The 24,578-nt window shown below is 70.6% G+C and carries 19 protein-coding genes; 13 read left to right on the top strand and 6 right to left on the bottom strand.

All coding sequences use genetic code 11. The features are described from left to right. The 3 genes from ACIRON_RS17935 (at position 1) to ACIRON_RS17925 (ending at position 6,724) form a co-directional block, all read left to right on the top strand. Positions 1-852: a class II fructose-bisphosphate aldolase gene (locus ACIRON_RS17935; RefSeq protein WP_402993950.1), complete on the top strand. Its 852-nt coding sequence runs from the start codon at positions 1-3 to the stop codon at positions 850-852. An 84-nt stretch (positions 853-936) separates the two neighbouring features. Next, positions 937-4,515, top strand: coding sequence for a TIM-barrel domain-containing protein (locus tag ACIRON_RS17930; protein WP_402993948.1), 3,579 nt, complete (start codon positions 937-939; stop codon positions 4,513-4,515). 82 nt (positions 4,516-4,597) lie between these two features. Then, on the top strand, positions 4,598-6,724 hold the full coding sequence (locus tag ACIRON_RS17925; RefSeq protein WP_402993946.1) for a hypothetical protein: 2,127 nt from the start codon (positions 4,598-4,600) through the stop codon (positions 6,722-6,724). On the opposite strand, the gene ACIRON_RS17920 is transcribed toward ACIRON_RS17925, so the two are convergent. From ACIRON_RS17920 to ACIRON_RS17905, 4 genes are all read right to left on the bottom strand, one after another. Next, entirely contained in the window at positions 6,721-7,428 is a 708-nt protein-coding gene (locus ACIRON_RS17920; protein ID WP_402993944.1) for a hypothetical protein, read from the bottom strand. The two genes, ACIRON_RS17925 and ACIRON_RS17920, sit on opposite strands and share 4 nt — an antisense overlap. Positions 7,429-7,508: 80 nt before the next feature. Continuing rightward, positions 7,509-8,627: an FAD-dependent oxidoreductase gene (locus tag ACIRON_RS17915; RefSeq protein ID WP_402993942.1), complete on the bottom strand. Its 1,119-nt coding sequence runs from the start codon at positions 8,625-8,627 to the stop codon at positions 7,509-7,511. Further along, complete coding sequence (locus ACIRON_RS17910; RefSeq protein ID WP_402993940.1) at positions 8,624-9,502, bottom strand: DUF1295 domain-containing protein; 879 nt, start codon at positions 9,500-9,502, stop codon at positions 8,624-8,626. The genes ACIRON_RS17915 and ACIRON_RS17910 overlap by 4 nt, the downstream gene beginning before the upstream one ends. Before the next feature lie 51 nt (positions 9,503-9,553). Beyond that, complete coding sequence (locus tag ACIRON_RS17905; protein WP_402993938.1) at positions 9,554-10,210, bottom strand: FadR/GntR family transcriptional regulator; 657 nt, start codon at positions 10,208-10,210, stop codon at positions 9,554-9,556. A 27-nt stretch (positions 10,211-10,237) separates the two neighbouring features. Between ACIRON_RS17905 and ACIRON_RS17900 the strand changes: the two genes are divergently transcribed. Together ACIRON_RS17900 and ACIRON_RS17895 are read left to right on the top strand one after the other, a co-directional pair. Further along, positions 10,238-11,461 (top strand): MFS transporter, encoded by a 1,224-nt coding sequence (locus ACIRON_RS17900; protein WP_402993936.1) that lies wholly within the window; start codon positions 10,238-10,240, stop codon positions 11,459-11,461. 47 nt (positions 11,462-11,508) lie between these two features. After that, complete coding sequence (locus tag ACIRON_RS17895) at positions 11,509-12,102, top strand: GNAT family N-acetyltransferase (protein WP_402993934.1); 594 nt, start codon at positions 11,509-11,511, stop codon at positions 12,100-12,102. A gap of 13 nt (positions 12,103-12,115) precedes the next feature. Here ACIRON_RS17895 and ACIRON_RS17890 read toward each other — a convergent pair whose 3' ends face one another. Further along, a complete protein-coding gene (locus tag ACIRON_RS17890) occupies positions 12,116-12,769 on the bottom strand; it encodes a TetR/AcrR family transcriptional regulator (protein ID WP_402993932.1) in 654 nt (217 codons plus the stop codon). A gap of 99 nt (positions 12,770-12,868) precedes the next feature. On the opposite strand from ACIRON_RS17890, the gene ACIRON_RS17885 reads away from it, so the two are divergent. Genes ACIRON_RS17885 through ACIRON_RS17875 form a run of 3 tightly spaced genes read left to right on the top strand, consistent with a single transcriptional unit; the run spans position 12,869 to position 17,944 of the window. Further along, complete coding sequence (locus ACIRON_RS17885) at positions 12,869-14,353, top strand: aldehyde dehydrogenase (RefSeq protein ID WP_402993930.1); 1,485 nt, start codon at positions 12,869-12,871, stop codon at positions 14,351-14,353. A 28-nt stretch (positions 14,354-14,381) separates the two neighbouring features. Beyond that, entirely contained in the window at positions 14,382-15,896 is a 1,515-nt protein-coding gene (locus tag ACIRON_RS17880) for an APC family permease (RefSeq protein WP_402993928.1), read from the top strand. After that, positions 15,893-17,944 carry an FAD-dependent oxidoreductase gene (locus ACIRON_RS17875; protein WP_402993926.1) on the top strand — a complete coding sequence of 684 codons (2,052 nt, stop codon included), beginning with the start codon at positions 15,893-15,895 and terminating at the stop codon, positions 17,942-17,944. Before ACIRON_RS17880 ends, ACIRON_RS17875 begins: the two co-directional genes overlap by 4 nt. 542 nt (positions 17,945-18,486) lie before the next feature. Here the strand turns inward: ACIRON_RS17875 and ACIRON_RS17870 are convergent. After that, on the bottom strand, positions 18,487-19,746 hold the full coding sequence (locus ACIRON_RS17870; RefSeq protein WP_402993924.1) for a flavin-containing monooxygenase: 1,260 nt from the start codon (positions 19,744-19,746) through the stop codon (positions 18,487-18,489). Between the two features lie 168 nt (positions 19,747-19,914). On the opposite strand from ACIRON_RS17870, the gene ACIRON_RS17865 reads away from it, so the two are divergent. The 5 genes from ACIRON_RS17865 to ACIRON_RS17845 are packed head-to-tail and all read left to right on the top strand — an operon-like array spanning position 19,915 to position 24,572. Then, positions 19,915-20,367 carry a RidA family protein gene (locus ACIRON_RS17865; protein ID WP_402993922.1) on the top strand — a complete coding sequence of 151 codons (453 nt, stop codon included), beginning with the start codon at positions 19,915-19,917 and terminating at the stop codon, positions 20,365-20,367. Continuing rightward, positions 20,364-21,032: a DUF1028 domain-containing protein gene (locus ACIRON_RS17860; RefSeq protein ID WP_402993920.1), complete on the top strand. Its 669-nt coding sequence runs from the start codon at positions 20,364-20,366 to the stop codon at positions 21,030-21,032. Before ACIRON_RS17865 ends, ACIRON_RS17860 begins: the two co-directional genes overlap by 4 nt. Then, the gene (locus tag ACIRON_RS17855; RefSeq protein ID WP_402993918.1) at positions 21,032-22,171 is read left to right on the top strand and encodes a M20 family metallopeptidase; all 1,140 of its coding nucleotides are present in this window, start codon (positions 21,032-21,034) and stop codon (positions 22,169-22,171) included. The genes ACIRON_RS17860 and ACIRON_RS17855 overlap by 1 nt, the downstream gene beginning before the upstream one ends. Further along, positions 22,168-23,634, top strand: a complete 1,467-nt coding sequence (locus ACIRON_RS17850) for an aspartate ammonia-lyase (protein ID WP_402993916.1) — start codon at positions 22,168-22,170, stop codon at positions 23,632-23,634. Before ACIRON_RS17855 ends, ACIRON_RS17850 begins: the two co-directional genes overlap by 4 nt. Before the next feature lie 20 nt (positions 23,635-23,654). After that, complete coding sequence (locus ACIRON_RS17845) at positions 23,655-24,572, top strand: LysR family transcriptional regulator (RefSeq protein WP_091046902.1); 918 nt, start codon at positions 23,655-23,657, stop codon at positions 24,570-24,572. Positions 24,573-24,578: the final 6 nt, after the last annotated feature.

Genomic DNA, 24,578 nt, shown 5'->3' with positions numbered 1-24,578 from the left:
ATGCCCCTGGTACCGATGTCCCTCCTGCTCGACGACGCCCGCGGGACCGGACGCGGGCTGGGCGCGATGAACGTGATCCAGCTCGAGCTGGCCGAGGCGATCGTGGCCGGCGCCGAGCAGGCCGGCCGTCCCGTCGTCCTGCAGATCTCCGAGAACACCGCCGACTACCGCGGCTCCCTCGAACCGCTGCTGCGCGCCACCATCGCGATCGCGGAGCGCGCCACGGTCCCGGTCTGCGTCCATCTCGACCACGCGACCCGGGCCGAGCTCGTCGAGGAAGCCGTCGAGCTGGGCTGTCCCTCGGTGATGTTCGACGCCTCCAAGCTGGACTACGACTCGAACGTGGCCGCCACCGCAAAGGTCGCGGCCTGGTGCCACGAGCGCGGCGCCTCCATCGAGTCCGAGCTCGGTGAGGTCGGCGGCAAGGACGGTGTGCACGCGCCAGGGGTCCGCACCCAGCCGGACGAGGCCGCGGCGTACGTCGAGGCCACCGGGGTCGACGCGCTCGCGGTCGCGGTCGGCTCCTCGCACGCGATGACGACGCGTACGGCCTCGCTCGACAACGAGCTCATCGCCCGGCTCGCCGCCGCCGTCGAGGTGCCGCTCGTGCTGCACGGCTCCTCGGGGGTCCCCGACGAAGGCATCGTCGCGGCGATCGCCGCGGGGATGACCAAGGTCAACATCGCGACCCACCTCAACGCGACCTTCACCCGTGCCGTCCGCGCGGCGCTGAGCGACGAGACGAAGATCGACCCGCGCAAGTACCTCGGCGTCGGCCGAGACGCGGTCGCCGGCGAGGCTGCGCGACTGCTCGCGCTCATCGGTGGACCAAGGGTGGACCGGGCTGTGTGACCTACGTTACAGTCGCCCTCGACTTCGATTGATTCTGACTAATTAGGGCGTGATGTGATCATGTTCAATCAATCATTCAGACGGGTGCTGGTCGCGGGAGTCGCGCTGACTGCGGGCCTGGTCGCACTCAGCCCGGTCAGCTCCGTGGCGGCCGAGGCGACGAGCGAGCTCGGCGACGTCACCGGCTTCGAGCGCGACGGCGACAGCTACACCTTCGAGTCCGGTGAGGCCGCGCTGCGCGTGACCTTCGAGGACGCCGACATGGTGCGCGTACGCCTGGCCCCGAACGGCGAGTTCGACGACCCGGCCAACGACGACCCCGCCGAGCCCGGCGCTCCGGACGCCGACATCGTCGTCAAGCGCGACTACCCCGGCGGGGAGTCGGAGGTGAAGGAGTCCGGCGCGGCGTACGAAATCAGCACGGCGAAGGCCGTGCTCACGGTGACCAAGCAGCCGATCACCCTGCGACTGACCGATCCGGCCGGCAAGGTGCTGATGTCGGAGGCCTCGCCGCTGACCTGGGACGACAACGGCACCGCGCAGCACCTGGACCGCGGCGCCGAGGAGCAGTTCTTCGGCGGCGGCATGCAGAACGGGCGGTTCAGCCACCGCGGCGAGACGATCAAGATCTCGCGCGACTTCAACTGGAACGACGGCGGCAACCCGAACGCGGTGCCGTTCTACGTCTCCTCCCGTGGCTACGGCGTCCTGCGCAACACCTTCGCGGCCGGCAGCTACGACTTCGGTGCGCCGACCACGACCACCCACGACGAGCAGCGCTTCGACGCCTACTACTTCGTCGGTGACGCCGAGCGGGTCATCGACTCCTACACCGAGCTGACCGGCCGGCCGGTCGCGGTCCCGATGTACGCGCTGGAGGTCGGCGACGCCGACTGCTACCTCCACAACGCCAACCGCGGCGAGCGCGAGACCCTGCGCGACTCGACCGCGATCGCCGAGGGCTACGCCGAGCACGACCTGCCGCTGGGCTGGATGCTGGTCAACGACGGCTACGGCTGCGGTTACGAGGACCTGGCCGAGACGGGCGACATGCTGAACGACCACGGCGCCGAGCTCGGGCTGTGGACCGAGGACGACCTGACCGAGCAGGAGACCGAGGTCGCGGCGGGCGTACGCGTGCGCAAGACCGACGTCGCCTGGGTCGGCCCGGGCTACCGCTTCGCGCTCGATGCCTGCGAGCAGTCCCGCGACGGTATCGAGACCAACAGCGCCGACCGCTCGACCGTCATCACCGTCGAAGGCTGGGCCGGCACCCAGCGCTGCGCCGCGGTGTGGAGCGGCGACCAGTCCGGAAGCTGGGACTACATCCGCTGGCAGATCCCGACGTACGCCGGCTCCACCATGTCCGGCCAGCACCTGGCCACCGGCGACGTCGACGGCATCTTCGGCGGCAGCGCGGAGACGTACGTCCGCGACATGCAGTGGAAGATGTTCCTGCCGATGACCTACCTGATGAGCGGGTGGGCGGCCTCCGACAAGCAGCCGTGGCGCTACGGCGAGCCGTACACCTCGATCAACCGGAAGTACCTGAGTCTCCACGAGCGGCTGCTGCCCTACTTCTACACGCACACGATGCGCGCCAACCGCAACGGCGTCGGGGCCGTCAAGCCGCTCTACCTCAACTACCCCGAGGACCCGAAGACCTGGGGCGACGAGGTCAAGTACGAGTTCCTCGCCGGTGACGACTTCCTGGTCGCCCCGGTCTACGAGGACGCCACCACCCGCGACGGGATCTACCTCCCCGAGGGCACCTGGGTCGACTACTGGAGCGGCCGGATCCACCAGGGACCGACCACGATCGACGGCTACAAGGCCCCTCTCGACACGCTTCCGCTGTTCGTACGCGCCGGTGCGGTCGTGCCGCAGTTCCCCGAGGGCACGCTCGACTGGCAGCAGGGCAAGAAGTCGGGCCGCCTCGACCTCGACATCTACCCGCAGGGGTCCTCCTCGTTCGTGAACTACGAGGACGACGGGCGCAGCCAGGCGCACGCCTTGGGCGAGTCCGCCACCCAGGAGTTCGAGGTCGACGCCCCCGAACAGGGCCGCGGCCGGGTCGTGGTGCGGCTGGGCTCCGTGGACGGCGCCTATGCCGGCAAGCCCGCCGCGCGTGCGTACGGACTCAGCGTGCACGCCGATGCCGAGCCGGGCAGCGTGGTGCTGGACGGTGAGGAGCTGCCCCGGAGAGGCTCGAAGGCGGGGCTCGAGGGTGCTGCGACCGGATGGTTCCATGACTCGACGACCGGCATCACGTCGGTGAAGACCGGGAAGCTGCCCACGTCCTCAGCGGCCGTGGTCGCGCTGAACGGGTCCTCGGCGGTCGGCGGTGCCCACCCGGGCGACCGCGACGTGAGCCTCGACGCAGCCACCTCCGCGATCGCGGTCGCCGGTGAGGCCGGAGAGGTCAGCGCCACCTTCACCAACGACACCGGCTCCCGCGTGCAGCTCCGGTCGATCACCGCCACCGCGCCGGAGGGCTGGGCGGTACGCCCGGTCTCCGCCGCTTCCGGCGGCCTCGCGCCCGGGGCGTCGCGCACCGCCACCTTCAGCCTCACGCCGCCGGCGGACGCCGAACCCGGCCGCGTGAAGATCGAGACGAAGGCGACCTATGTCGCCCACAGCCGGACGTACGCCGTGACGGACTCGGCCACGACCACGCTCGCCCACCCGGACCTGGCCTCGGCGTTCAACAACGTGGGTGTCACCAGGGCGGAGGATCCCGGACCGGGTGACATCGATGGCGGTGGCAGCAGCCTCCTCGCCGACAAGCTCGCCGAGAAGGGCGTCACACCCGGGGCGACGGTGAGCGCGAACGGCTTCGACTTCACCTGGCCGGACTCGGCGCCGGGCACCCAGGACAACGTGGCCTCCGGTGGCGAGACCATCCGGATCAGCGGCCAGGGCAACGCGCTGGCATTCCTGGGGACCGGCACCAGCCTCTCGGCCTCCGCGAAGGCGACCGTCCACTACACCGACGGCACCTCCGGCACCGGGACGCTCGGCTTCCCCAACTGGTGCTGTGCGGCGACCGACAGCTACGGCGCCAAGGTGGCCGTCACCACGCTCGGGAAGAACACCCCGAACGGACCGGCGTACCCGACGGTCTCCTACCGCCTGTTCACCAAGACCCTGCGCACCGACCCGGCCAAGGAGATCGCCGCGGTCACCCTGCCCGCCAACGCCGCCGTCCACGTGTTCGCGATGACGGTCGGTGACGAGGAGATCGTTCCGCCGGCCCTGGCCGACGGCCAGTACTCGCTCGGCAACGTCGCCTCCGGGCTCGCGCTCGACGCCGCCGGTGAGACGACCGATGGCCAGCTGACCACGTCGGCGGTCGGGGCGGCGGCCTCGCAGAAGTGGGTGGTCACCCGGAACGAGGACGACGGCAGCTACCAGCTGAAGAACGCCGGCACCGGTCTGTGCGCCGACGTCGCCTACAGCTCGACGACGAGCGGCGACCCGGTCGTGGAGTACACCTGCACCGGCACGCCCAACCAACGCTGGGTGATCGCGGCCGACGGCGCGGCGCTGAAGATCGCCGTCAAGCACAGCGGCCTCAGCCTGGCCGCCGGCGCCGAGGGGCTGGTGATCCAGCAGACCGACAGCGCGACCGGGTCCCAGCGCTGGCGCGCCACTGCGAACTAGGGCGGTGGCGGGCGCCCCGGTCGCACTGCTTACATGACCCTCAGACACCGCGTCGTGCGGTGAGCGGGGAGGGCGGTGAGAGGTGCGGCCGGGGAGTCGTCGTGAGGTCGCGCTCTGCGCCGTCCTCGTGCTGATCGCCCTCGGGTGGATCCTCACCGGGCTCCGCGCCGACTCCGGCGAGCTGCACGAGGCTCCGGTGGTGCTGGTCGGTCCCGACGTCGTCACGGCGCCGCTCGTGAAGCAGGCCAACGCGGTGCCGGGGCGGCCGTTCTCGGCCGGCGCGGTCGAGGACCCGGCCGAGGCGGCGGAGCTGCTGGCGAGCGGAGACGTCGTCGCGGTGCTCGAGCTCGATCTCTCCGGCACGCAGGACCAGCTGCGGCTGGCCACCGCTCACCGGCCGGCGCTCGCTCGTGCGATCCGGGCGGAGGTCACGCGGATCGAGAAGACGCGGGGGAGGAGCGTCGCGCTCGTCTCCTCCTCCGCCGACCGGCACGAGGCGCGGTCCTTCTCGCCGATCACCTTCGCGACCGCCCTGGCCGGGTTCCTGCTGGTGTGCGTGGTCTCGCTCGTGTGGGGACCGCTGGCACGTACGCTTCCTCGGCTGCTGGCACGACTGACCGCCCTCGCCGCGCTGGCGGTGGGGGCGGGCGTCGGCGGCCGGCTGCTCGCGGGGTCGGTGCCGGTCGGGGTGGTCCTCGCTGCCACGGTGGTCGCCGCGGGCGCCCTCACCTTCGCCTGCGAGATCGTCGGCGGGCTGCCTGGCCTGCTGTTCGCAGCGGCGCTGATCCTCGCCGGACCGCTGCCCCTCGTCCTCGCCGGTGACCGGCTGCTCCTCTCCGAGCCGTGGTCGACCGGCTCCGGATGGACGATCGCGGGGGCCGCGGAGCCTCTGCTCTGGGCCGCGTCCGGAGCCGGTCGCGACGGCATCATCCAGCCGATCGTGACCATCGCCGGCTCGGCGTTGCTCGGTCTGGTCGTGCTGGTGGCGACCCGATGGCTGGTGCGAGGTCTCGCCGCAACCGAGGACGCTCACGTCTCGGTGGGAGGGTGGCGCAGGGCCCTCGGGCTGGTGCTGGTCTCGGCCACCTGCCTCACGGTGCTTGCGACCGCGCTGACCTCCGCGCTGCACGGCGAGGCCGTGCCACGACCGCTGGCCAGTCTCGCCTCGACGACCCAGTGCGTACCTTCGGGTCCGGTCGAAGACGTCGACGACCTCAACCGGATCACCAGGCTGCGCGCCGAGCCGGCCCTCCAGGGCGGTGACGTGGGGGTCAGCGCCACGCTGGGGGACGGGCGGAGCATCTGGATGTTCGGCGACACCTTGCGGGCCAAGAAGCTCCCCGGCGCCGGTTTCGTACGCAACTCGATGCTGCTCGTCGAGCCCGACTGTCTGCAGGTCGTGCTCCCGGAGTCCGGCGGTGCCGTCATCCCCGACCGGGAGGACGGCGTGGGCTACTGGCCGATGTCGGTGACCTCGCTCGACAAGCCGGGTTACGCGCTCGTCGTCGTGGCCGCGCAGCGGGTGCGTACCACCGACTCCGACGACGTGTTCGGCTTCGAGGCGCTCGGGCCGGCCATCGCCCAGTTCGTGGTCCCGGACGGGGGAGTCCCGCAGCTGATCGCCGTCACCGACATCGGGGCCGACGACGCCGACACGAGGCGGCCGATGTGGGGCGCCGCGGCAGCGGTCTCGGGGGAGTGGTTCTACCTCTACGGCACCGCGCGCGAGCCCGACCCGGAGCTCGGCACCGGCTTCGCGCTCCATGTCGCCCGGGTGGCCCCGGACCAGGTCGCGGACCCCGACCGCTGGACCTATTGGGACGGCACCGCCTGGACCGAGCGGGCAGCGGCCTCGGTCGAGCTGATCCCCGCGACCGACGGCGTCTCCCAGACGCTGAGCGTCTTCGAGCGCGACGGGCGTTGGTACGCCTTCAGCAAGAGCGACGAGTTCCTCGGTGACGACCTGGTCTTCTGGACCTCCTCGTCACCGACGGGACCGTTCCGGGCACAGCCTCCGGTCGGCACCCTGCCCTCCGGGGTGGCACGTGGAGAGCTGCGCTACATGCCGCTGGCCCATCCCGACATCCTCGAGGAACCCGGCTCGGTGATCGTCTCCTACAGCCGCAACAGCACCGACCTCGGAGCGGTGCTGCGCGACCCGCTGCTCTACCGGCCGAAGTTCATCCGGGTCGACCTGCCGGGCCACTAGAACGGACTCCTGCGGGCCAGTCGTGGGTCGCCGGCCCTGATCAGGATGTCCTGGATGCTGAAGTTGGCGGCGATCGCGTCGCGCAGCTTCTCGAGGCTCTCGCGGATGGCCTCCATCTCCTCGCGCGGCCTACGATGCTCGAGATAGGACCTGATGCGACGTACCTCGTCTTCTCTGGTCGGGTTGTCCCGGCCAAGCTCGGCGGACAGGTTGTCGAGAACCATCTGGTGGGAGCGGTACGAGAGCTGGTTGTCCGGCCACCGGACTCCCTCGTCGTCGACCTCGATGCTCGTCGTTCCCAGCGGGAGGTGGTCGTGGTCGAGTGCGTACGAGAGCATGTCCAACGCGGCGCTCTTGATGGTGAGGAGCAGGTCGAGGGCGAGCACGGACGGGCCCTCGATCACGTGGAGGTCCCAGCGCAGCACCTGGAGTCTCGCCGTGATCACCCGGAGGTCGGCGATCTGCTCCGGCACCAGCTCGAGAAGCGCGGCGCGCGCCCAGTTCGGGGCGGCGTTCGGTTCGCTCGCGTAACGCTCCATCTGGGTGACGATCTTTTCGGCCCTCACGAGCACGTCGTTGATCTGTACGTAGAGGAGGAACAGGTCTGCCCCGAGCTTCGCCGCCTTGTCGCGTTCGTTCCTGCCCACGATTCCCGGGACAGCCTTGAGGACCACGTCGACGAGCAGCTTCACGAACTCGATCATGCGGCGATCGTAGGGCTCCTGAACACCTGCTGGTGGGCTATCGGGCGAGCGCCTGAACGCTCGACCGACGCCGTTGTGACTCAGCCGCGGCCGCGGCGTACTCCCTTGTAGATGCCCCAACGCACGATCCAAGGCTGCAGGACGGTGTTGATCGTCCACGCGGGGAAGCGGAACGGGCGTCCGTTGGGCGCGAAGACCTGGAGCCCGTCTCGCTGAACGCCGATCACCGATCCCCAGCGACGACGGGGCGGCTGGTAGCTGTCGAGAGGTCTCCCCGTGAGAACTGCCTTGATGTTGCGAGCGAGGAGCCGGTCGGCGCGGTTCCTCGCGGAGGATCTCAGCCCGTCGGTGGCCGCGACATCGCCCACCGCGAAGACGCCGTTCTGGCCCTTGACCTGGAGATTCGGATCCACCATGACGAACCCGCGGTCGTCGAGGATCTCCGCGGGAAGCCAGCCGGTGTTGGGGTGTACGCGGCCGATGGCCCAGAGGACCGCGTCGGCCTTCGACGGTGGTTGCCCGGTGCTCCACGTGACCGCGGCGCTGGTGATCTCGTCCCCGACGAAGCCGCACGGAAGCTCGGCGCGATGGCCCGGGTGCAGCCCGACGCCTCGCTCGACAAGGCGTCTCTCCAGGCTCTGCCACGTCTTTCGATGGTGCTGGGGGAGGGCGCGCTCGCCCGGGTAGTAGAGGTCGACCTGCTTGTCGGGCCACGTGCCGCTGATGTTGGCCGCACTGCTGAGAGCCGCTGCGCCACCGCCGATGACGATCACCGAGGCCGCTCTCTGCAGCTGTTGGTGGACATGTTGCAGGTCGGCATCGATCTGGTCGTCCGTCTGGAAGCCCGGCTTTCTCCAGAACCCGTTGGTGACCCCCGTCGAGATCACCAGCAGGTCGTACGGTTCAGGGCGGGTTGTGCCGTCCGGCCGCTCGACATGGACGGCTCGGTTCGCAAGGTCGAGACCGACGAGAGTGCCGTGGACGGCATCGACCCGATCGAGTCCGCGGAACCGGTCGAACGAGATCCGGTGGTCGCGCTCCCACTCGGCCGGTCTGCTGACTCGAGCGCCGAGCTCCTGACCGCTGAGCAGCCCTGGCTTGGTGGAGATCCCGACGACGTCGGCGTGCTTCGAGAGGCGTACAGCTGTCAGGACACCCGTGTCGCCGAGCCCCGCGATGACGACCCGCTTGCGCCTCATCCGGCCGCCTTGGGTGGTCTCGGCACGAGGCGGGGCACCCGGTCGATGACGTCCTGGTAGGCAGGCCGCCGCGCGAGACTGCGCTTCTCCATCATCGGGATGCTCGCACCCAGGAACATCGCCGTCATCGCGACGGTGCCGGCGAACAGCCACCACCAGTCGTCAGGCGAGGCGGCCAGGCCGAACAGAGCGAGGGAGAACCAGAAGCAGATCTCTCCGAAGTAGTTCGGGTGCCGCGACCAGCCCCAGAGTCCGCGGTCCATCACCTGGCCCGGTTGGCTCTCGCGGGTGAATCGGTGCATCTGAAGGTCTGCGCCGAACTCCAGAGCCACGGCACCAAGGCCCAGCGCGCAGGCGGCGATGTCGAGCCAGCCGACGTCCTGACCCGTGTGGGTGACCGCGACGTAGATCGGCAAGGATCCCAAGAAGACCTGGAGGGTCGGGATGAGGTGGATCGCGACGAGGTCCACGATCAACGCGAATCTGCCGGCCCGCTCGCGAAACAGCGGGTAGCGCCAGTCCTCGTGATGGAGCCCGGGGAACGAGTACACCCAGTTGCCGGTCAGCCGGATCGACCAACCGAGGACCACCACAGCTACGAGGATGACGCGGGCGTCGGGGACGTCCTCGCCGGCCGAGGCCCACCAATAGAGAAGCAGGAGTGGAGGAACGACGCTCCAGTACGCGTCGTAGAAGCTGGAGTTCTTGTGCAGCCGGCTTGCAGCGAAGATGACGAGCGTCGCGAGGACGTCTGCGATCAGGGCGTCGAGCCACAGGTGAGGCGTGTCAGGTCCCCAGATCAGCCAAGCCGAAGCCACGGCGAGGGCGATGACGTACGCCGCGGCGACGCGGACGAGAGACTCTCTCTTGCTCACCGCTCGAAGGTAGTGGACCTTTCGAAGAATTGAAACATGTTCTAGTTAGCGTCAGCGAGCGAGCGTGTGGAGGAGGCCGGTGACCGCGGCCGCGGCGGCCGCGGCATCCTGGGTGCGGATCGCGTCGAAGACGGCGACGTGCACGTCGGCGATCTCGGCGGTCTCGTCGTCGAGATGGATGGTCGCGCGCAGGGTGTCCTCGAAGCCGGCGTAGAGCTCGATGAGGAGCGGGTTGTGGGTCGCGGTGACCACGCCGAGGTGGAACTCCGCGTCGGCATCCGCGAAGGCCTCGGCGTCTCCTGCTGTGACGGAGGCCGCGCGGCGTTCCATGATGGCGGTCAGGGACCGCAGGTCGTCCTCGGAGCGACGCTCGGCGGCAAGCGCCGCGGCGCGGGTCTCGATCGCATGGCGGACCTCGAGGACGTGCGCCAGGTCGACCCGGCCGACCTGGCGTCGCATCATCGCGGCGACCTCGTTGGAGGCGGCGACGTACGTCCCGTCCCCGCGCCGCACCTCCAGCACCCCGGTGTGGGCCAGTGCCCGTACGGCCTCGCGGACCGTGTTGCGACTGACGCCGAGTGCGGCGGCGAGCTCCGGCTCGGGCGGGATGCGGGCGCCGACGGCCCACTCGCCGTCGGCGAGGAGCTCGCGCATGCCGTCGATCGCCTGGTCGACCAGGGAGCGAGGCGTGGTGGTGGAGAGCGGCACGATGCCGTCCTTTCATCCAATCATCCGATGTCTGGCATCCTAGTGGGCGTGAAGTCGCGTCTCCAGTCCCGCCCCGAGTCACCGCCGTCGAACACCGCCGTTCGGTCGACGATGTGGCTGCTGATCGCGGTCCTGCTGGTGGCCGCGAACCTGCGCGGGGGCATCACGTCCCTCGGCGCCCTGCTCGACAGTCTCGACGGGCTCTCGGCCGGCACCAGGTCCTTCCTGACCTCGCTGCCGGTCCTGTGCTTCGCGGTCGTCGGCGCGACCGGGATGACACTCGCGCGCCGGCTCGGCGTGCACCGTGGCATCGGCGTCGCGCTCGGCCTGCTGGTGGCCGGTCTGCTGGTCCGGGTGATCGGTGACCCCTGGCTGCTCCTGCTCGGCACGTTCGTCGCCTGCGCCGGCATCGCGCTGGCCAACGTACTGCTGCCCGCCGTGGTCAAGGAGGGCTTCCCGCACCGGGTCGGCGCGGTCACCGGTGCCTACAGCGCGGTGATGTCCCTGGGCGCGGCGATCGCGGCCGGGGTCACGGTGCCGATCGCCCATGCTGCCGGCAGCTGGCGGGTCGGCCTCGGCGTCTGGGCGCTGCTCGCCGTCCTGGCCCTGCTGGCGTGGGTCCCGCACCTGCGCGACCACGGCCGGCGCCGCGACGGCGGAGCCCGGGTGTCGCTGTGGCGTGAGCCGGTCGCGTGGGCCGTGACCGTCGTCTTCGGCACCCAGTCGCTGTTCGCGTACGTCGTGATGAGCTGGCTGCCGAGCATCTACGCCGATGCCGGCTTCAGTCACGCGACGGCAGGGCTCCTGCTCGCGGTGAGCATCCTGGTCGGCGTACCCGTGTTCTTCCTGGCGCCGACGCTCGCGATCCGGTCGCCCCAGCAGGGCCACCTGGTCGCGGTCCTGACCGCACTGCTGGCGATCGGGTTCGCCGGGCTCTGGCTCGCTCCGGTCACCGGCGCCTGGCTCTGGGCGGTGCTGATCGGCATCGGCGGCGCGGTCTTCCCCGTGGTGCTGACCCTGTTCAGCATCCGCACCGCCACCACCGCCGGCACCACCGCACTGTCCTCGATGGCCCAGAGCATCGGCTACCTGCTCGCCGCCGGCGGCCCGTTCCTCGTCGGCCTGCTGCGCGAGTCCACCGGCTCCTGGTCGGTCCCGATCGCGCTCCTGCTGGGCCTCGCGGTCGTCCAGATCTATGCCGGGTACGTCGCGGGCCGCCCCGTCGTCATCGGAGCCGGCGCCGAGGACTGATCGCCGTTTCGAGGATCGATCGGCCGGGATCGAATACCGTGGGTGGCATGGCTACCGGGCTGTCGTCCTACACCATCGAGCCACTCGGTCCTGAGACGTGGCCGGCGTTCGATGCGCTGGTGCAGCGGCACAACGGCATCTTCGGCGGTTGCTGGTGCATCTGGTTCCATCCCGACGGTCCCGAGCGCGGCCAGGGCGCGGAGGCCAACCGGGCGCTGAAGAAGGCCTATGTCGAGCAGGGGAAGGCGCACGCCGCTCTGGTCATGGACGGGGACGAGGCCATCGCATGGGCTGAGTACGGCACCCCGGCCGAGCTGCCCACGATCCACCACCGCAAGCAGTACGACGCCACGAAGACCTCGGAGCCCGACTACCGGATCACCTGTGTCTTCGTCGACAAGCGACACCGGCGACAGGGCGTGACGGAGCTGGCGATCGCCGGTGCGCTCGATCAGATCGCGCGGGCCGGCGGCGGGCTGGTCGAGAGCTATCCGCACGACCTGACCGACCAGACCAAGAAGGTGTCCTCGTCGTTCCTCTACAACGGAACCCGTCGGCTCTACGAGCGGCTCGGCTTCACCTACGACCGGCCCAAGGGCCTGAAGAACTGCGTCATGGTGAAGACGGTCGAACCTGCCTGAGGTGGGCTGAGACTCAGGGGCGCGCGCCCCGATTCTTTGCGTTTCTGGGCAAGGAGGGGTCGATCGGCGTGACTCTGACGCCGAGCGCGGAGTGGGCGTAGCTGGCCAGCTGCTGCTCGGCCCGCTCCAGGGTCAGTGACGAGTTGTGGGCGAGCAGGTGGAGGCCGAAGGCGTCCTCGAGGGCGACGAAGTTGCGGGCGATCGCCTCGGCCGAGTCGGTGGGCGTGAAGACCCCGGTCGCGTGTCCGACCTCGAGCACGGCGACGTAGAGCGAGACCTCGCGGTCGAAGAGCAGCGTCATCAAGGTGGCGTGCATCGGGCTGCGGCTCGCGTTGACCGAGATCTCGTCGAGAACCTGGCTCAGCAGGAGGTCCTCACCTCGGGGAAGACCCGAGTACATCAGCCTGCCGAGCTTCTCGGCGGGGGAGAGGTCGCCCTCGATCGCCCGCTGTCGCGACCAGTAGTAGCGGTCGGTCGCGGCCTGGTGGGCGGCCTCGATGAGGCCGTCGAGCTCGGGGTAGTAGTAGGCGATCAGGCGCGGCGAGATGCCGGCCTCGGCGGCGATGTTCTTCATCGTGGCACCGGCCAAGCCGTGGGTGCCGATCACGGTGAGCGTTGCCGCGGTCAGGTGTTCGCGCCGAGCGGCCTGGTCCTTGCGTCGAGCCATGCTCAACCGTAACGCGTATGTGAAATCTGCGCGCGGATGATTGACACCTGGTGTGGCGGGGCTCATATTTGCGGTGAAGCGCAAAGAAAGGACTTGCACGTGCGAACCCACCAGGACTGGCTCGACCTAGCCGCCGAGGTCCGCCCACGGACGCAACCGTTCGTCGGGGGCCGTTCCGTCGACACCGCGGAGGGCTCCTTCGAGAACCGCAACCCCGCCAACGGCACCCTGCTCGCCGAGGTCGCCGACGCCGGCGCCGCGGGTGTCGACGCGGCCGTGCGCGCCGCGCGTTCTGCGTACGACGACGGCGGGTGGTCGCGGGCGGGGGTCGGATTCCGTCGCGAGCGGATGCTCCGCTTCGCCGACCTCCTCGCCGACCACGCCGCCGAGCTGGCCGTCCTGGACGCGCTCGACATGGGCAAGCGGGTCGTGGACGCCTACGACCTGGACCTGCCGTTCTCGGTGAACCTGTTCCGCTACTACGCCGAGGCGATCGACAAGATCAACGACGAGGTCGCGCCGACCCCGCCGGGCACCACCGCGCTGATCCGCCGCGTCCCGCTCGGTGTCGTCGGCGCCGTCGTCCCGTGGAACTACCCGGTGGACATGCTCGCGTGGAAGGTCGCGCCCGCGATGGCCGCCGGCAACAGCGTAGTGCTCAAGCCCGCCGAGCAGTCGCCGTCCTCGGCGCTGCGGATCGCCGAGCTCGCGGCCGAGGCCGGGATCCCCGACGGCGTCCTCAACGTCGTCCCCGGGCTGGGCGAGACCACCGGCCGCGCGCTCGGGATGCACCCCGACGTGGACGTGCTCGCCTTCACCGGCTCCACCGAGGTCGGCGCGTACTTCCTGCAGTACGCCGGCCAGTCGAACCTCAAGCAGGTCTGGCTCGAGTGCGGCGGCAAGAGCCCGCAGGTCGTCTTCGCCGACGCCGAGGACCTCGCCACGACCGCCAAGCAGACCGCCTTCGGCATCTGGTTCAACCAGGGCGCGGTCTGCTCGGCGCACTCGCGCGTGCTCGTCCAGCGCGAGGTCCACGAGGAGTTCGTCGACCTCGTCGCGAAGGAGGCCGCGGCGTACGCCCCGGGCGACCCGCTCGACCCGGCCGCCGGGATGGGCGCGATCGTCTCGCCCGAGCAGACCGACCGGGTCATGGAGTTCGTCGACGAGGCCAAGACCTCAGGAGCCCGCCTGGTCACCGGTGGCGAGCGGGTCACCCGCGACGGCAGCGACTGCTACGTCCAGCCCACCGTCTTCGACGGCGTCGACCCGGCCTCCACCCTCGCCCGCGAGGAGGTCTTCGGGCCGGTCCTGGCGATCACCGCCTTCGACACCGAGGACGAGGCCGTCGCGCTCGCCAACGACACCGCGTACGGCCTGGCCGCCTCTGTCTCGACCGGCAGCCTGAGCCGCGCGCACCGGCTCGCCGAGCGGATCCACGCCGGCACCGTGACCGTGAACGGCGTCGACGCCTTCAGCGCCTGGACCCCGTTCGGCGGGTTCAAGGGCTCCGGGTTCGGGCGCGACCTCTCGCTGCACGCCCTCGACAAGTACGTCGGTCTCAAGACCGTCTGGATCAACCACTGACCTCCAGCCCGACCAGCCAGGACACACCATGACGCAGACCAACCAGCCGACCGCCCTCGCGGCCGAGCAACAGTCACATCTCCGCAAGACGCTGCGACGCTTCGACATCGTCTTCCTGCTCATCGCCGCCGTCGTCGGCCTCGAGACCCTCGGGCAGGTCTCGCTCTACGGCGCCGAGGCGTTCACGTGGGCGCTCGTGCTCGCGGTCTTCTTCCTCGTACCGTACGGCCTGATCTTCGCCGAGACCGGCGCCGCGTTCAGCGAGGAGGGCGGGGCCTACACCTGGGTCCGGGACGCCTTCGGTCGCCCGGCCGCCGCGGTGGCCGCGATCCTGACCTGGATCACCCAGCCGGTGTGGGTCGGTGGCTCGATGGCCTTCCTCGCCGCCGAGACGGTGAGCACCTACATCACCCCGCTCGAGCACGGCTCGGTCGGCGACTACCTCTTCAAGATCGTGTTCATCTGGATCACCGTGGTCGCGGCGATCGCCAGCCTCGCCAAGGGAAAGTGGCTGCCGACCAGCGGCGCGATCCTCAAGGTCGGCCTGCTCGCGTTCTTCGTGCTGACCACGATCATCTACGCCGCTCAGAACGGCGTCGTCGACCTCAGCGGCGGCGACTTCAGCCCGACCCTGCTCGGCCTGTTCGGATCGGTGCCGATCCTGCTCTTCGCCTACCTCGGCTTCGAATCCTCCAACAGCGCCGCCGGCGAGATGGAGAACCCGGCCCGCGACGTACCGGTCTCGATCTTCCGCTCCTGCGCGACCGCCGCGGTCTGCTACCTGGTGCCGATCTTCGCGATCCTGCTCGTCGTCCCCAGCGACGACATCACCGGCATCGGCGGCCTCCTCGACGCCGTCGGCACCGTCTACTCCGTCTACGGCGCCGCAGCGGAGCCGCTGCTCACGCTCACCGCCGTCGTCTTCGTCTACATCCTGATGAGCCAGGGCGCCGCGTGGATGATCATCTCCGACCGGATGCAGGCGATGACCGCCGCCGACGGGGCCTTCTTCGGCGGGTTCTTCGGCCGCTTCCACGAGGGCCTCGGCACCCCGGTTCGGGTCAACATGCTCTCCGGCGTCGTAGCCACCGTCTTCCTGCTCGTCGCGATGCAGGTCACCGGCGACGGGGCCTCGATCTTCGGCGTCGTCCTGACCATCTCGATCTCGACCTTCCTGCTCAGCTACCTCCTGGTCATCCCGGCCGCGATCCGGCTGCGCACCCGCTACCCCGACCGCCCGCGCCCCTTCCGGGTGCCGGTCTCCGACCGCGGCTTCGCGGTGCTCGGCTGGCTGGCCTTCGCCTGGGTCCTGCTCGGCTCGTGGGTCGCGGTGTTCCCGGGCACCCTCGAGCGGCTGTTCGGCGAGGCGTACCCGTTCAAGGAGATCTGGGGCGTGAGCCAGCTGACCTTCGAGGTCTTCACGCTCGGCACCCTCGCCTGCCTGCTGCTGCTCTGCGCCGTCGGGTACGTCCGCGGCGCCCGCGTCCGCGCCGAGGTCGGCGCCCCCGTCCCGTCCGTCCCCACCGAGGAGACCACCCGATGAGCTCGTACGACATCCTGTTCGAGCCCGTGCAGATCGGGCCGTTCACCACGAAGAACCGCTTCTACCAGGTGCCCCACTGCAACGGCATGGGCTACCGCGACCCCAGCGCCCAGGCGGCGATGCGCAAGATCAAGGCCGAGGGCGGCTGGTCGGTGGTGTGCACCGAGCAGGTGGAGATCCACGCGACCTCCGACATCGCGCCGTTCATCGAGCTGCGGATCTGGGACGACCAGGACCTGCCCGCGCTCGAGCGGATCGCCGACGCGATCCACGAGGGCGGCGGCCTGGCCGGCATCGAGCTCGCCCACAACGGGATGAACGCACCGAACCAGCTCAGCCGCGAGACCCCGCTCGGGCCCGCGCACCTCCCGGTCGCCCCCGACACGATCGCGCCGGTCCAGGCCCGGGCCATGTCGCTGCAGGACATCCAGGACCTGCGCCGCTGGCACCGCAACGCCGTACGCCGCTCGCTCGAGGCGGGCTACGACGTCGTCTACGTCTACGGCGCCCACGGCTACGGCGCCCCGCACCACTTCCTCTCGCGCCGCTACAACAACCGCACCGATGCGTACGGCGGCTCGCTCGAGAACCGGATGCGACTGCTGCGCGAGCTGCTCGAGGACACCATCGAGGAGGTCGCCGGGCGCGCCGCGGTGGCCTGCCGGATCACGGTCGAGGAGGAGATCGACGGCGGCATCACCCGCGAGGACATCGAGGGCGTGCTGCGCGAGCTCGGCGAGCTGCCGGACCTGTGGGACTTCGCGATGGGCAGCTGGGAGGGCGACTCGGTCACCTCGCGGTTCGCGCCCGAGGGACGCCAGGAGGAGTTCGTCGCCGGGCTGAAGAAGCTCACCACCAAGCCGGTCGTCGGCGTCGGCCGGTTCACCTCGCCCGACGCGATGGTGCGCCAGGTCAAGGCCGGCATCCTCGACCTGATCGGCGCCGCACGGCCGTCGATCGCCGACCCGTTCCTGCCGAACAAGATCCGCGACGGCCGACTCAACCTGATCCGCGAGTGCATCGGCTGCAACATCTGCGTCTCCGGCGACCTCACCATGTCGCCGATCCGCTGCACCCAGAACCCGAGCATGGGGGAGGAGTGGCGCCGCGGCTGGCACCCGGAGAAGATCCGCGCCAAAGAGAGCGACTCCCGCATCCTGGTCGTCGGTGCCGGTCCCTCCGGCCTGGAGGCGGCCCGGGCGCTCGGGGTCCGGGGCTACGACGTCGTGCTGGCCGAGGCCGGCCGCGACCTGGGCGGCCGGGTGACGATGGAGTCCGCGCTGCCGGGTCTCGCCGCGTGGGGCCGGGTCAAGGAGTACCGCGAGGCCGTCCTCGCCGAGCTCCCCAACGTCGAGATCTACCGCGAGAGCCCGATGACGGCTGCGGACATCGTCGAGTTCGGCTTCGAGCACGTCCTCACCGCGACGGGTTCCACCTGGCGTACCGACGGCGTCGCGCGCTTCCACACGACGCCGATGCCGATCGCGGAGGGCGCCCAGGTGCTCGGACCGGACGACCTCTTCGCCGGCCGGCTGCCCGAGGGCAAGAAGGTCGTCGTCTACGACGACGACCACTACTACCTCGGCGGTGTCCTCGCCGAACTGCTCGCGCAGAAGGGCTACGACGTCTCGATCGTCACCACCGGCTCGCAGGTCTCCTCGTGGACCAACAACACCTTCGAGGTCAACCGGATCCAGCGTCGCCTGATCGAGAACGGCATCACCCGGGTCACCGACCACGCGGTGACGGCCGTCGGCCTCGGCGGCGTGACCGTACGCGACACCTACGCGGGCATCGAGCGTGAGCTCGACTGCGACGCGGTCGTCATGGTCACCGCCCGCCTGCCGAAGGAGGAGCTCTACCTCGACCTGGTGGCCCGCCGTGACGCCGGCGAGATCGCCTCCGTACGCGGCATCGGCGACTCCTGGGCCCCCGCCACGATCGCCGCCGCGGTCTGGTCCGGTCGCCGCGCCGCCGAGGAGTTCGACGCCGTCCTGCCCTCCAACGACGAGGTGCCGTTCCGCCGCGAGGTCACCCAGCTGGCCTGAGGCGCAACCACGCCAGCTGGGCACAGATCCGCACCCCGGTCTCCTCGCGAGCCCGGGGTGCGGTGCATCTCGCCCGTCCGTCCAGTGCCGAGTCGGCTCGTCCTGACCATCCCAAGCGCCGAGTCGGCGCGTTAGAACGAGCCGACTCGGCGCCGGCCGAGTTGGCGCTGCGGTCGGCCGAGTTGGCGCTTGGGTCGGCCGAGTTGGCGCTTGGGTCGGCCGAGTTGGCACGAGATGACGCTTCGACCGACCTAAGTGACGTTTCGACCGACGTAAGTGACGTCTCGGCCGACGTGCGTGACGTTTCGACCGACGTACGTGACGTCTCGGCGGGAGGGGGTCGGGCGTGGTGTGGGTTGGTTTGTCGTCGCCGGGGCGGTTGTTGGGCTGGCTTGTCCTGTCCGATCCAGGTGCCGAGTCGGCGCGTCAGAACGAGCCGACTCGGCGTGGGGTGGGTGGACGTGCGCGATGGCCCGGATCCCTGTCGGGATCCGGACCATCGGGGTGACGCCGGCTGAGCGTCGTTGGTCAGCCGAGGTCGGTCAGGAGCGGGCCTGGCGGTCGTACGCCGCGTAGCTGCGCTGCGTCGCGATGTGGCCGGCGACGTGCTTGGCGTCGTGCCACACACCCCAGATGAAGGACGAGCCTCGGCGGGAGAGCCAGGGGAGGCCGACGAAGTAGACGCCGGGCTCGGTGGAGACGCCGCGGCGGTGGGCGGGGCGGCCGTTCTCGTCGAGCGCGTCGACCTGGAGCCAGCCGTAGTCGGTCGCGAAACCGGTCGCCCAGATCACCGTGGTGATGCCGGCCTCGGCCAGGTCGACGGAGAGCAGCGGCGTGGTCGCGGCTGAAGGGCTGGGGCCGAGGTCGCGGGCCGAGGGCTCCTCGGGCAGGTCGATGCCGTTGCGGGTGACGTACTCGTCGGCGGCGTCGAGGAGGGCGAGGTAGTTGGCATCGCCCTGGGCGATGTTCTCGGCCAGGTCCTCGCGGAAGGTGAGCGTGCCGGCGTCGAACCGGTCGGTCATCCCGACGAGCTGGATCCCAAGCGCCTCGAGGGCGCGGAAGTCGACGGTGTGGCCGCCGCGGGCGCCGCTGACGGCGATCGTGACGTGCTCCGCGCCGGCGGCCGGGGTCTCCAGGTCCCACAGGCCCAGGACGCCGAGCCACCAGCAGAAGTCGCGGCCGCGGTAGCTCCGCGGGGGACGGTCGTGGGGGCCGACCGAGAGGTGGACCTGCCGGCCCGAGCGCTGCAGCTCGTCGGCGATCTGGACGCCGGAGGAGCCGGCGCCGACGACCAGGACGTTGCCCTCGGGAAGCTGGTCGGGGTTGCGGTAGTCGCTCGAGTGCATCTGCAGCGCGACCGCGCCGTCGGGGACGATCGGCGGGTAGACCGGCCGCTGGAACGGGCCGGTCGCGGCGACCACGAAGCGCGCGTCGATGACACCGTCGGAGGTCTCCACCCGGAAGCCCGGGCGGCCCTCGTGGCGGGTCACCGAGGTGACCTCGACGCCGGTCCGGATCGGAGCGGCGATCTTCTCGGCGTACGCCTCGAAGTAGGCCGCGACCTGGTCCTTGGTGGCGAACGCCTCGGCGTCGACGTCCTGGAACTCCAGGCCCGGGAACCGGTCGTGCCAGGCGGGGCCGTTGGCGACGAGCGAGTCCCAGCGCATCGTGCGCCAGCGCTCGGCGATCCGGTCGCGCTCCAGCACGAGATGGGGTACGCCGTTGTCGCTCAGGTGCTCGCTCATCGCCACGCCGGCCTGACCGGCGCCGACGACGAGGACCTCGATCTGTTCGTTGGACATACTCAGATCCTGAGCCGCCACGTTGCTCGTGTCCAACAGATGTTGTTGGCCTTACCGATCGGATCAACCGATGCAATCGTCGTCGTCGCCATTGCATCTGTTTCATTGACGGTAGTCCGCGGAAACATCTGTTGGACACATGCTCCGCGACGAGGTGGACTGGTCGTCGTGGAGACCAACAAACCCAGCAGCATCGTCGTCGGCGGACACACCCGGATCCGCCCGTTCAACACCAGCGTCACCTACCCCGAGCAGAACCTCGACAACGACCTGTGCCAGGCCGTCGTCGCCGGCAACACCGTCTACGTGCGCGGTCAGATCGGGCAGGACCTCGACACCAGCGAGTCGGTCGGCATCGGCGACGTCGAGGCGCAGACCGAGCAGGCGATGGCCAACATCAAGATGCTGCTCGAGGAGGCAGGTGCCGAGATGGAGCACCTGGTCAAGCTCACCATCTACATCGTCGACCCGCGCTACCGCGAGACCGTCTACCGGACGATCGGCCGCTGGACGAAGGGCGTACACCCGATCTCCACCGGTCTGGTGATCTCCGCCCTGGCCCGCCCGGAGTGGCTGGTCGAGGTCGACGCGATCGCGGTCATCCCCGAGGTGACGAAGTGACCTTCTCCGTCCTCGCCACCGACGGCAACGGCGCCGTCGGCATCGCCGTGACCTCCTCCAGCCCGGCCGTCGCCGCGCGCTGCATCCACCTGCGCCCCGGCGTCGGCGGCGCCTCCTCGCAGAACATCACCGACCCGCGCCTGGGCGCCGAGCTGCTCGACGCGCTCGCCTCGGGCCTCGACGCCCGGGCCGCGCTCGCGTCGGTCACCCAGGGCCGCGACCTGATCGAGCACCGCCAGCTGACGGTGCTGTCGCTGGACGGCGCCGGTGCGGCGTACAGCGGGTCCGGATCGCTCGGCGTCCACCACCACGCCGTCGCGCCCCAGGTCGTCGCCGCCGGCAACATGCTGGCGGGCACCGAGGTCGTCGACGCCGTCGTCGCCGGTTTCCAGGCCGCCACCGGTGACCTCGAGGAGCGGCTGCTCGCCGCGCTCGAGGCCGGGCTGGCTGCCGGCGGCGAAGCCGGGCCGCTGCACTCCGCGGGCCTGTCCGTCGTACGCGACGTCGCCTGGCGGGTCACCGACCTCCGCGTCGACTGGAGCGAGCGCCCGGTCGAGGAGCTCCGCGACCTGCTGAAGGTCTGGCTGCCGCAGCGCGACGACTACGTCACCCGCGGCCTCGACCCCACCGCCGCCCCGTCCTACGGGGTCCCCGGGGACGAGTGATGACCACCTCGAAGCAGTACGCGGCAACAACCGTCCGCGGCGACGCCGAGCGCCTGATCCGGCTCTCCGAGCAGCTGCACGCGAACCCCGAGACCGGCTGGGAGGAGCACAACTCCTCCCGCTGGGTCGCGGAGTCCCTCGAGGAGGCCGGGTTCACCGTGACCCCGGCCTACCTCGGCCTGGAGACCGCGTTCCTGGCGACCTTCGGCAGCGGCCCGTTCCGGCTCGGCCTCTGTGCCGAGTACGACGCCCTCCCCGGCCTCGGCCACGCCTGCGGCCACAACCTGATCTCCGCGATCACCGTCGGCGCCGCCCGCGCGCTCGCGCCGCTCGCCGACGCCGCCGGCCTGACCATCGAGGTCTACGGCACCCCCGCCGAGGAGGGCGGGGGCGGCAAGATCGAGCTGCTCGAGCGGGGTGCCTTCACCGGGCTCGACCTGGCGATGATGGCGCACCCGGCGCCGGTCGACGTCGCCGAGGCGGAGCCGTTCGCGGTGTCGCACTCCCACGTCGAGTACCGCGGCAAGGCGGCCCACGCGGCTGCCTATCCCGAGCAGGGCGTCAACGCCGCCGACGCGTTCACCATCGCCCAGGTCGCGATCGGCCTGCTCCGCCAGCAGCTGCCGCCGACCGTGCGCGTGCACGGCGTGATGACCAACGGGGGAGAGGCGCCCAACGCCATCCCCGCGCGGACCGAGGGCCGCTGGTACGTCCGCGCCGAGAGCCTCGCCCAGCTCGCGGAGACCGAGGAGAAGGTCTGGCGCTGCTTCGAGGCCGGTGCGCTCGCCACCGGCGCGAAGCTCACCGTCGAACCGGAGAGCAAGCCGTACGCCGAGTTCCGCACCTTCACGCCCGCGCTGGCGGCGTACCGGCGCAATGCCGAGGAGATCGGCCGGGTCTTCGACCCGGGCACCCCCGCTCGCCGGATGAACCGCGCCTCCACCGACATGGGCAACGTCTCCCAGGTCGTGAACGCGATCCACCCCTACGTCGGCATCAACTCCGGGACCGCCCTCAACCACCAGCCCGAGTTCGCCGCGCACTGCGTGGGCGGGGACGCCGAGAAGGCGCTCCTCGACGCCGCCACCGCGCTGGCCTGGACCGCGCTCGACGTCGCCGAGGAGGCGACCGCACGATGACCACCATCGACGCCCCACCGACCCGCACCGAGCACGACTCGCTCGGCCCGTTCGAGGTCCCGGCGACCGCGTACTGGGGCGTGCACACCGCCCGCGCGCTGCAGAACTTCCCGATCAGCGGCACCACCGTCGGGCGCCACCGCTCGCTCGTCGCCGCCCTCGGCGCGGTCAAGGTCGCCGCCGCGCGCGCCAACCACGAGCTCGGCCTCCTCGACGACCGTCGCCACGATGCCATCGTGGCCGCCGCGCAGGAGGTCTGCGACGGGGCCCTCGACGACCAGTTCGTCGTCGATGTGATCCAGGGCGGCGCCGGCACCTCGACCAACATGAACGCCAACGAGGTCGTCGCCAACCGGGCGCTCGAGATCCTCGGCCTGCCGTTCGGCAGCTACGACGAGATCCACCCGCTCGACCACGTGAACCGCTGCCAGTCGACCAACGACGTCTACCCGACCGCCGTCCGGCTCGCCCTGGTCGGCGCGATCGACCGCCTGGTCGAGGCCACCGAGGCCCTCGCCGACTCCTTCGCCCGCAAGGCGGCCGAGTTCCGCGCGGTCCCCAAGATCGGCCGTACGCAGCTCCAGGACGCCGTCCCGATGACGGTCGGCCAGGAGCTCGGCGCCTTCGCCATCACGCTGCGCGAGGAGCTGGCCCGGCTGGCCGACTCGCGTGTGCTGCTGTGCGAGATCAACCTCGGTGCCACCGCGATCGGCACCGGGATCACGGCCCACCCCGACTACCGCCGCCTGGCCGTCCAGCACCTCGCCGAGATCACCGGGCTGCCGGTCGTCGGCGCCGGAGACCTCGTCGAGGCGACCAGCGACACCGGTGCGTTCGTGCAGGTCTCCAGCGTGCTGAAGCGGATCGTCGTCAAGGCCTCCAAGATCTGCAACGATCTCCGGCTGCTCAGCTCGGGTCCGCAGGCCGGGCTCGCCGAGCTCCAGCTCCCCGCCCGCCAGGCCGGGTCCAGCATCATGCCCGGCAAGGTCAACCCGGTCATCCCGGAGATGGTCAACCAGGTCGCCTTCTGGGTGATCGGCAACGACCTCACCGTCACCATGGCGGCCGAGGGCGGCCAGCTCCAGCTCAACGCGTTCGAGCCGGTGATGGCCCACGGCCTGCTCCAGGGCTTCACCTGGACCGCAGCGGCCTTCGACTCGCTGCGGGAGATGTGCGTCGAGGGGATCACCGTCGACGCCGCCAAGCTCGCCGCCGCTGCCGCCGGCAACGCCGGCCTCGCCACCGCCCTGACCCCGCTGCTCGGCTACGCGAAGTCCGCGGAGATCGCCAAGGCCGCGCTGAGCGGTGGAGGTGCGGTGCGAGATCTCGCCCTCGCCACCGGCGGTCTCGACCCTGCCGTCCTCGATGCGCTGCTGCGACCCGAGACGCTCGCGAACCTGGACGCGTCCGGAGTCGAGGGGGCGAACGGCGTGAATAGCGCGAACGGCGCGAAACGGGAGTGACTTCCGGCAGGATGGCCCGCATGGCCGAGCCGTCCTTCACCCTGACGCAGCTGCGCTACTTCGCCGCGGCTGCGGAGCTGGGCTCCATGACCGCCGCGTCACGGCAGCTCGTGGTCTCGCAATCGGCCGTCTCGACGGCCGTCGCGCAGCTGGAGAAGGAGCTGGGTGTCCAGCTCCTCCTCCGCCACCACGCGCGCGGCCTGACCCTGACGGCGGCCGGCGAGGAGTTCTACCGCGAGCTGCGCAGCTACCTCGTGCACACCAGCGAGCTGGTCGAGGTGGCGCGCTCCGCCGGTCAGGCGCTCGTCGGCGACCTCACGATCGGCTGCTTCACCACCCTGGGCCCGTTCGAGCTGCCGCGGCTGCTGGCCGCCTGCGAGGCCGACCACCCCGGCATCCACGTCTCCGTGGTCGAGGACGAGCATGCAGCGCTCAAGAACGCGCTGCGCTCGGGCAGCTGCGAGCTGGCGCTCATGTACGGCTACGACCTCGACGACGACATCGACCACGTCCAGGTCGGCCTCGCGGCGCCGTACGTCCTCGTCGGCAAGGGCCACCGGCTGGCGCGCCGCAAGAAGGTCGCCCTCGCCGAGCTCGAGGAGGAGCCGATGGTGCTCCTGGACCTGCCGCACAGCGGCCAGTACTTCGAGCGGCTCGTCGAGTCCACCGGCTTCCGCCCGCAGATCCGCCACCGCAGCGCCGGCTTCGAGACCGTCCGGGCGATGGTCGCCAACGGCCAGGGGTGGTCGGTCCTCAACCAGCGCCCGGCCAGCGAGACGACGTACGACGGTGCGCAGATCGTGACCCTGGAGATCAGCGACCCGGTCGAGCCCCTCGAGGTCGTGCTGGCCTCGATGAAGGGCGTACGCCTCACCGCCCGGGCCCAGGCCTTCGTCCGCTCCTCGGGCCGGGCAGCACGACGGCGGGAAGGCCGCTGACGCGAC

Origin of the sequence: Nocardioides sp. NPDC101246, assembly GCF_044767415.1 — a bacterium.
GTDB lineage: Bacteria > Actinomycetota > Actinomycetes > Propionibacteriales > Nocardioidaceae > Nocardioides.
Note: the sequence above shows the minus strand (reverse complement) of the source record. Positions and strands in the feature narration are given on the sequence as shown.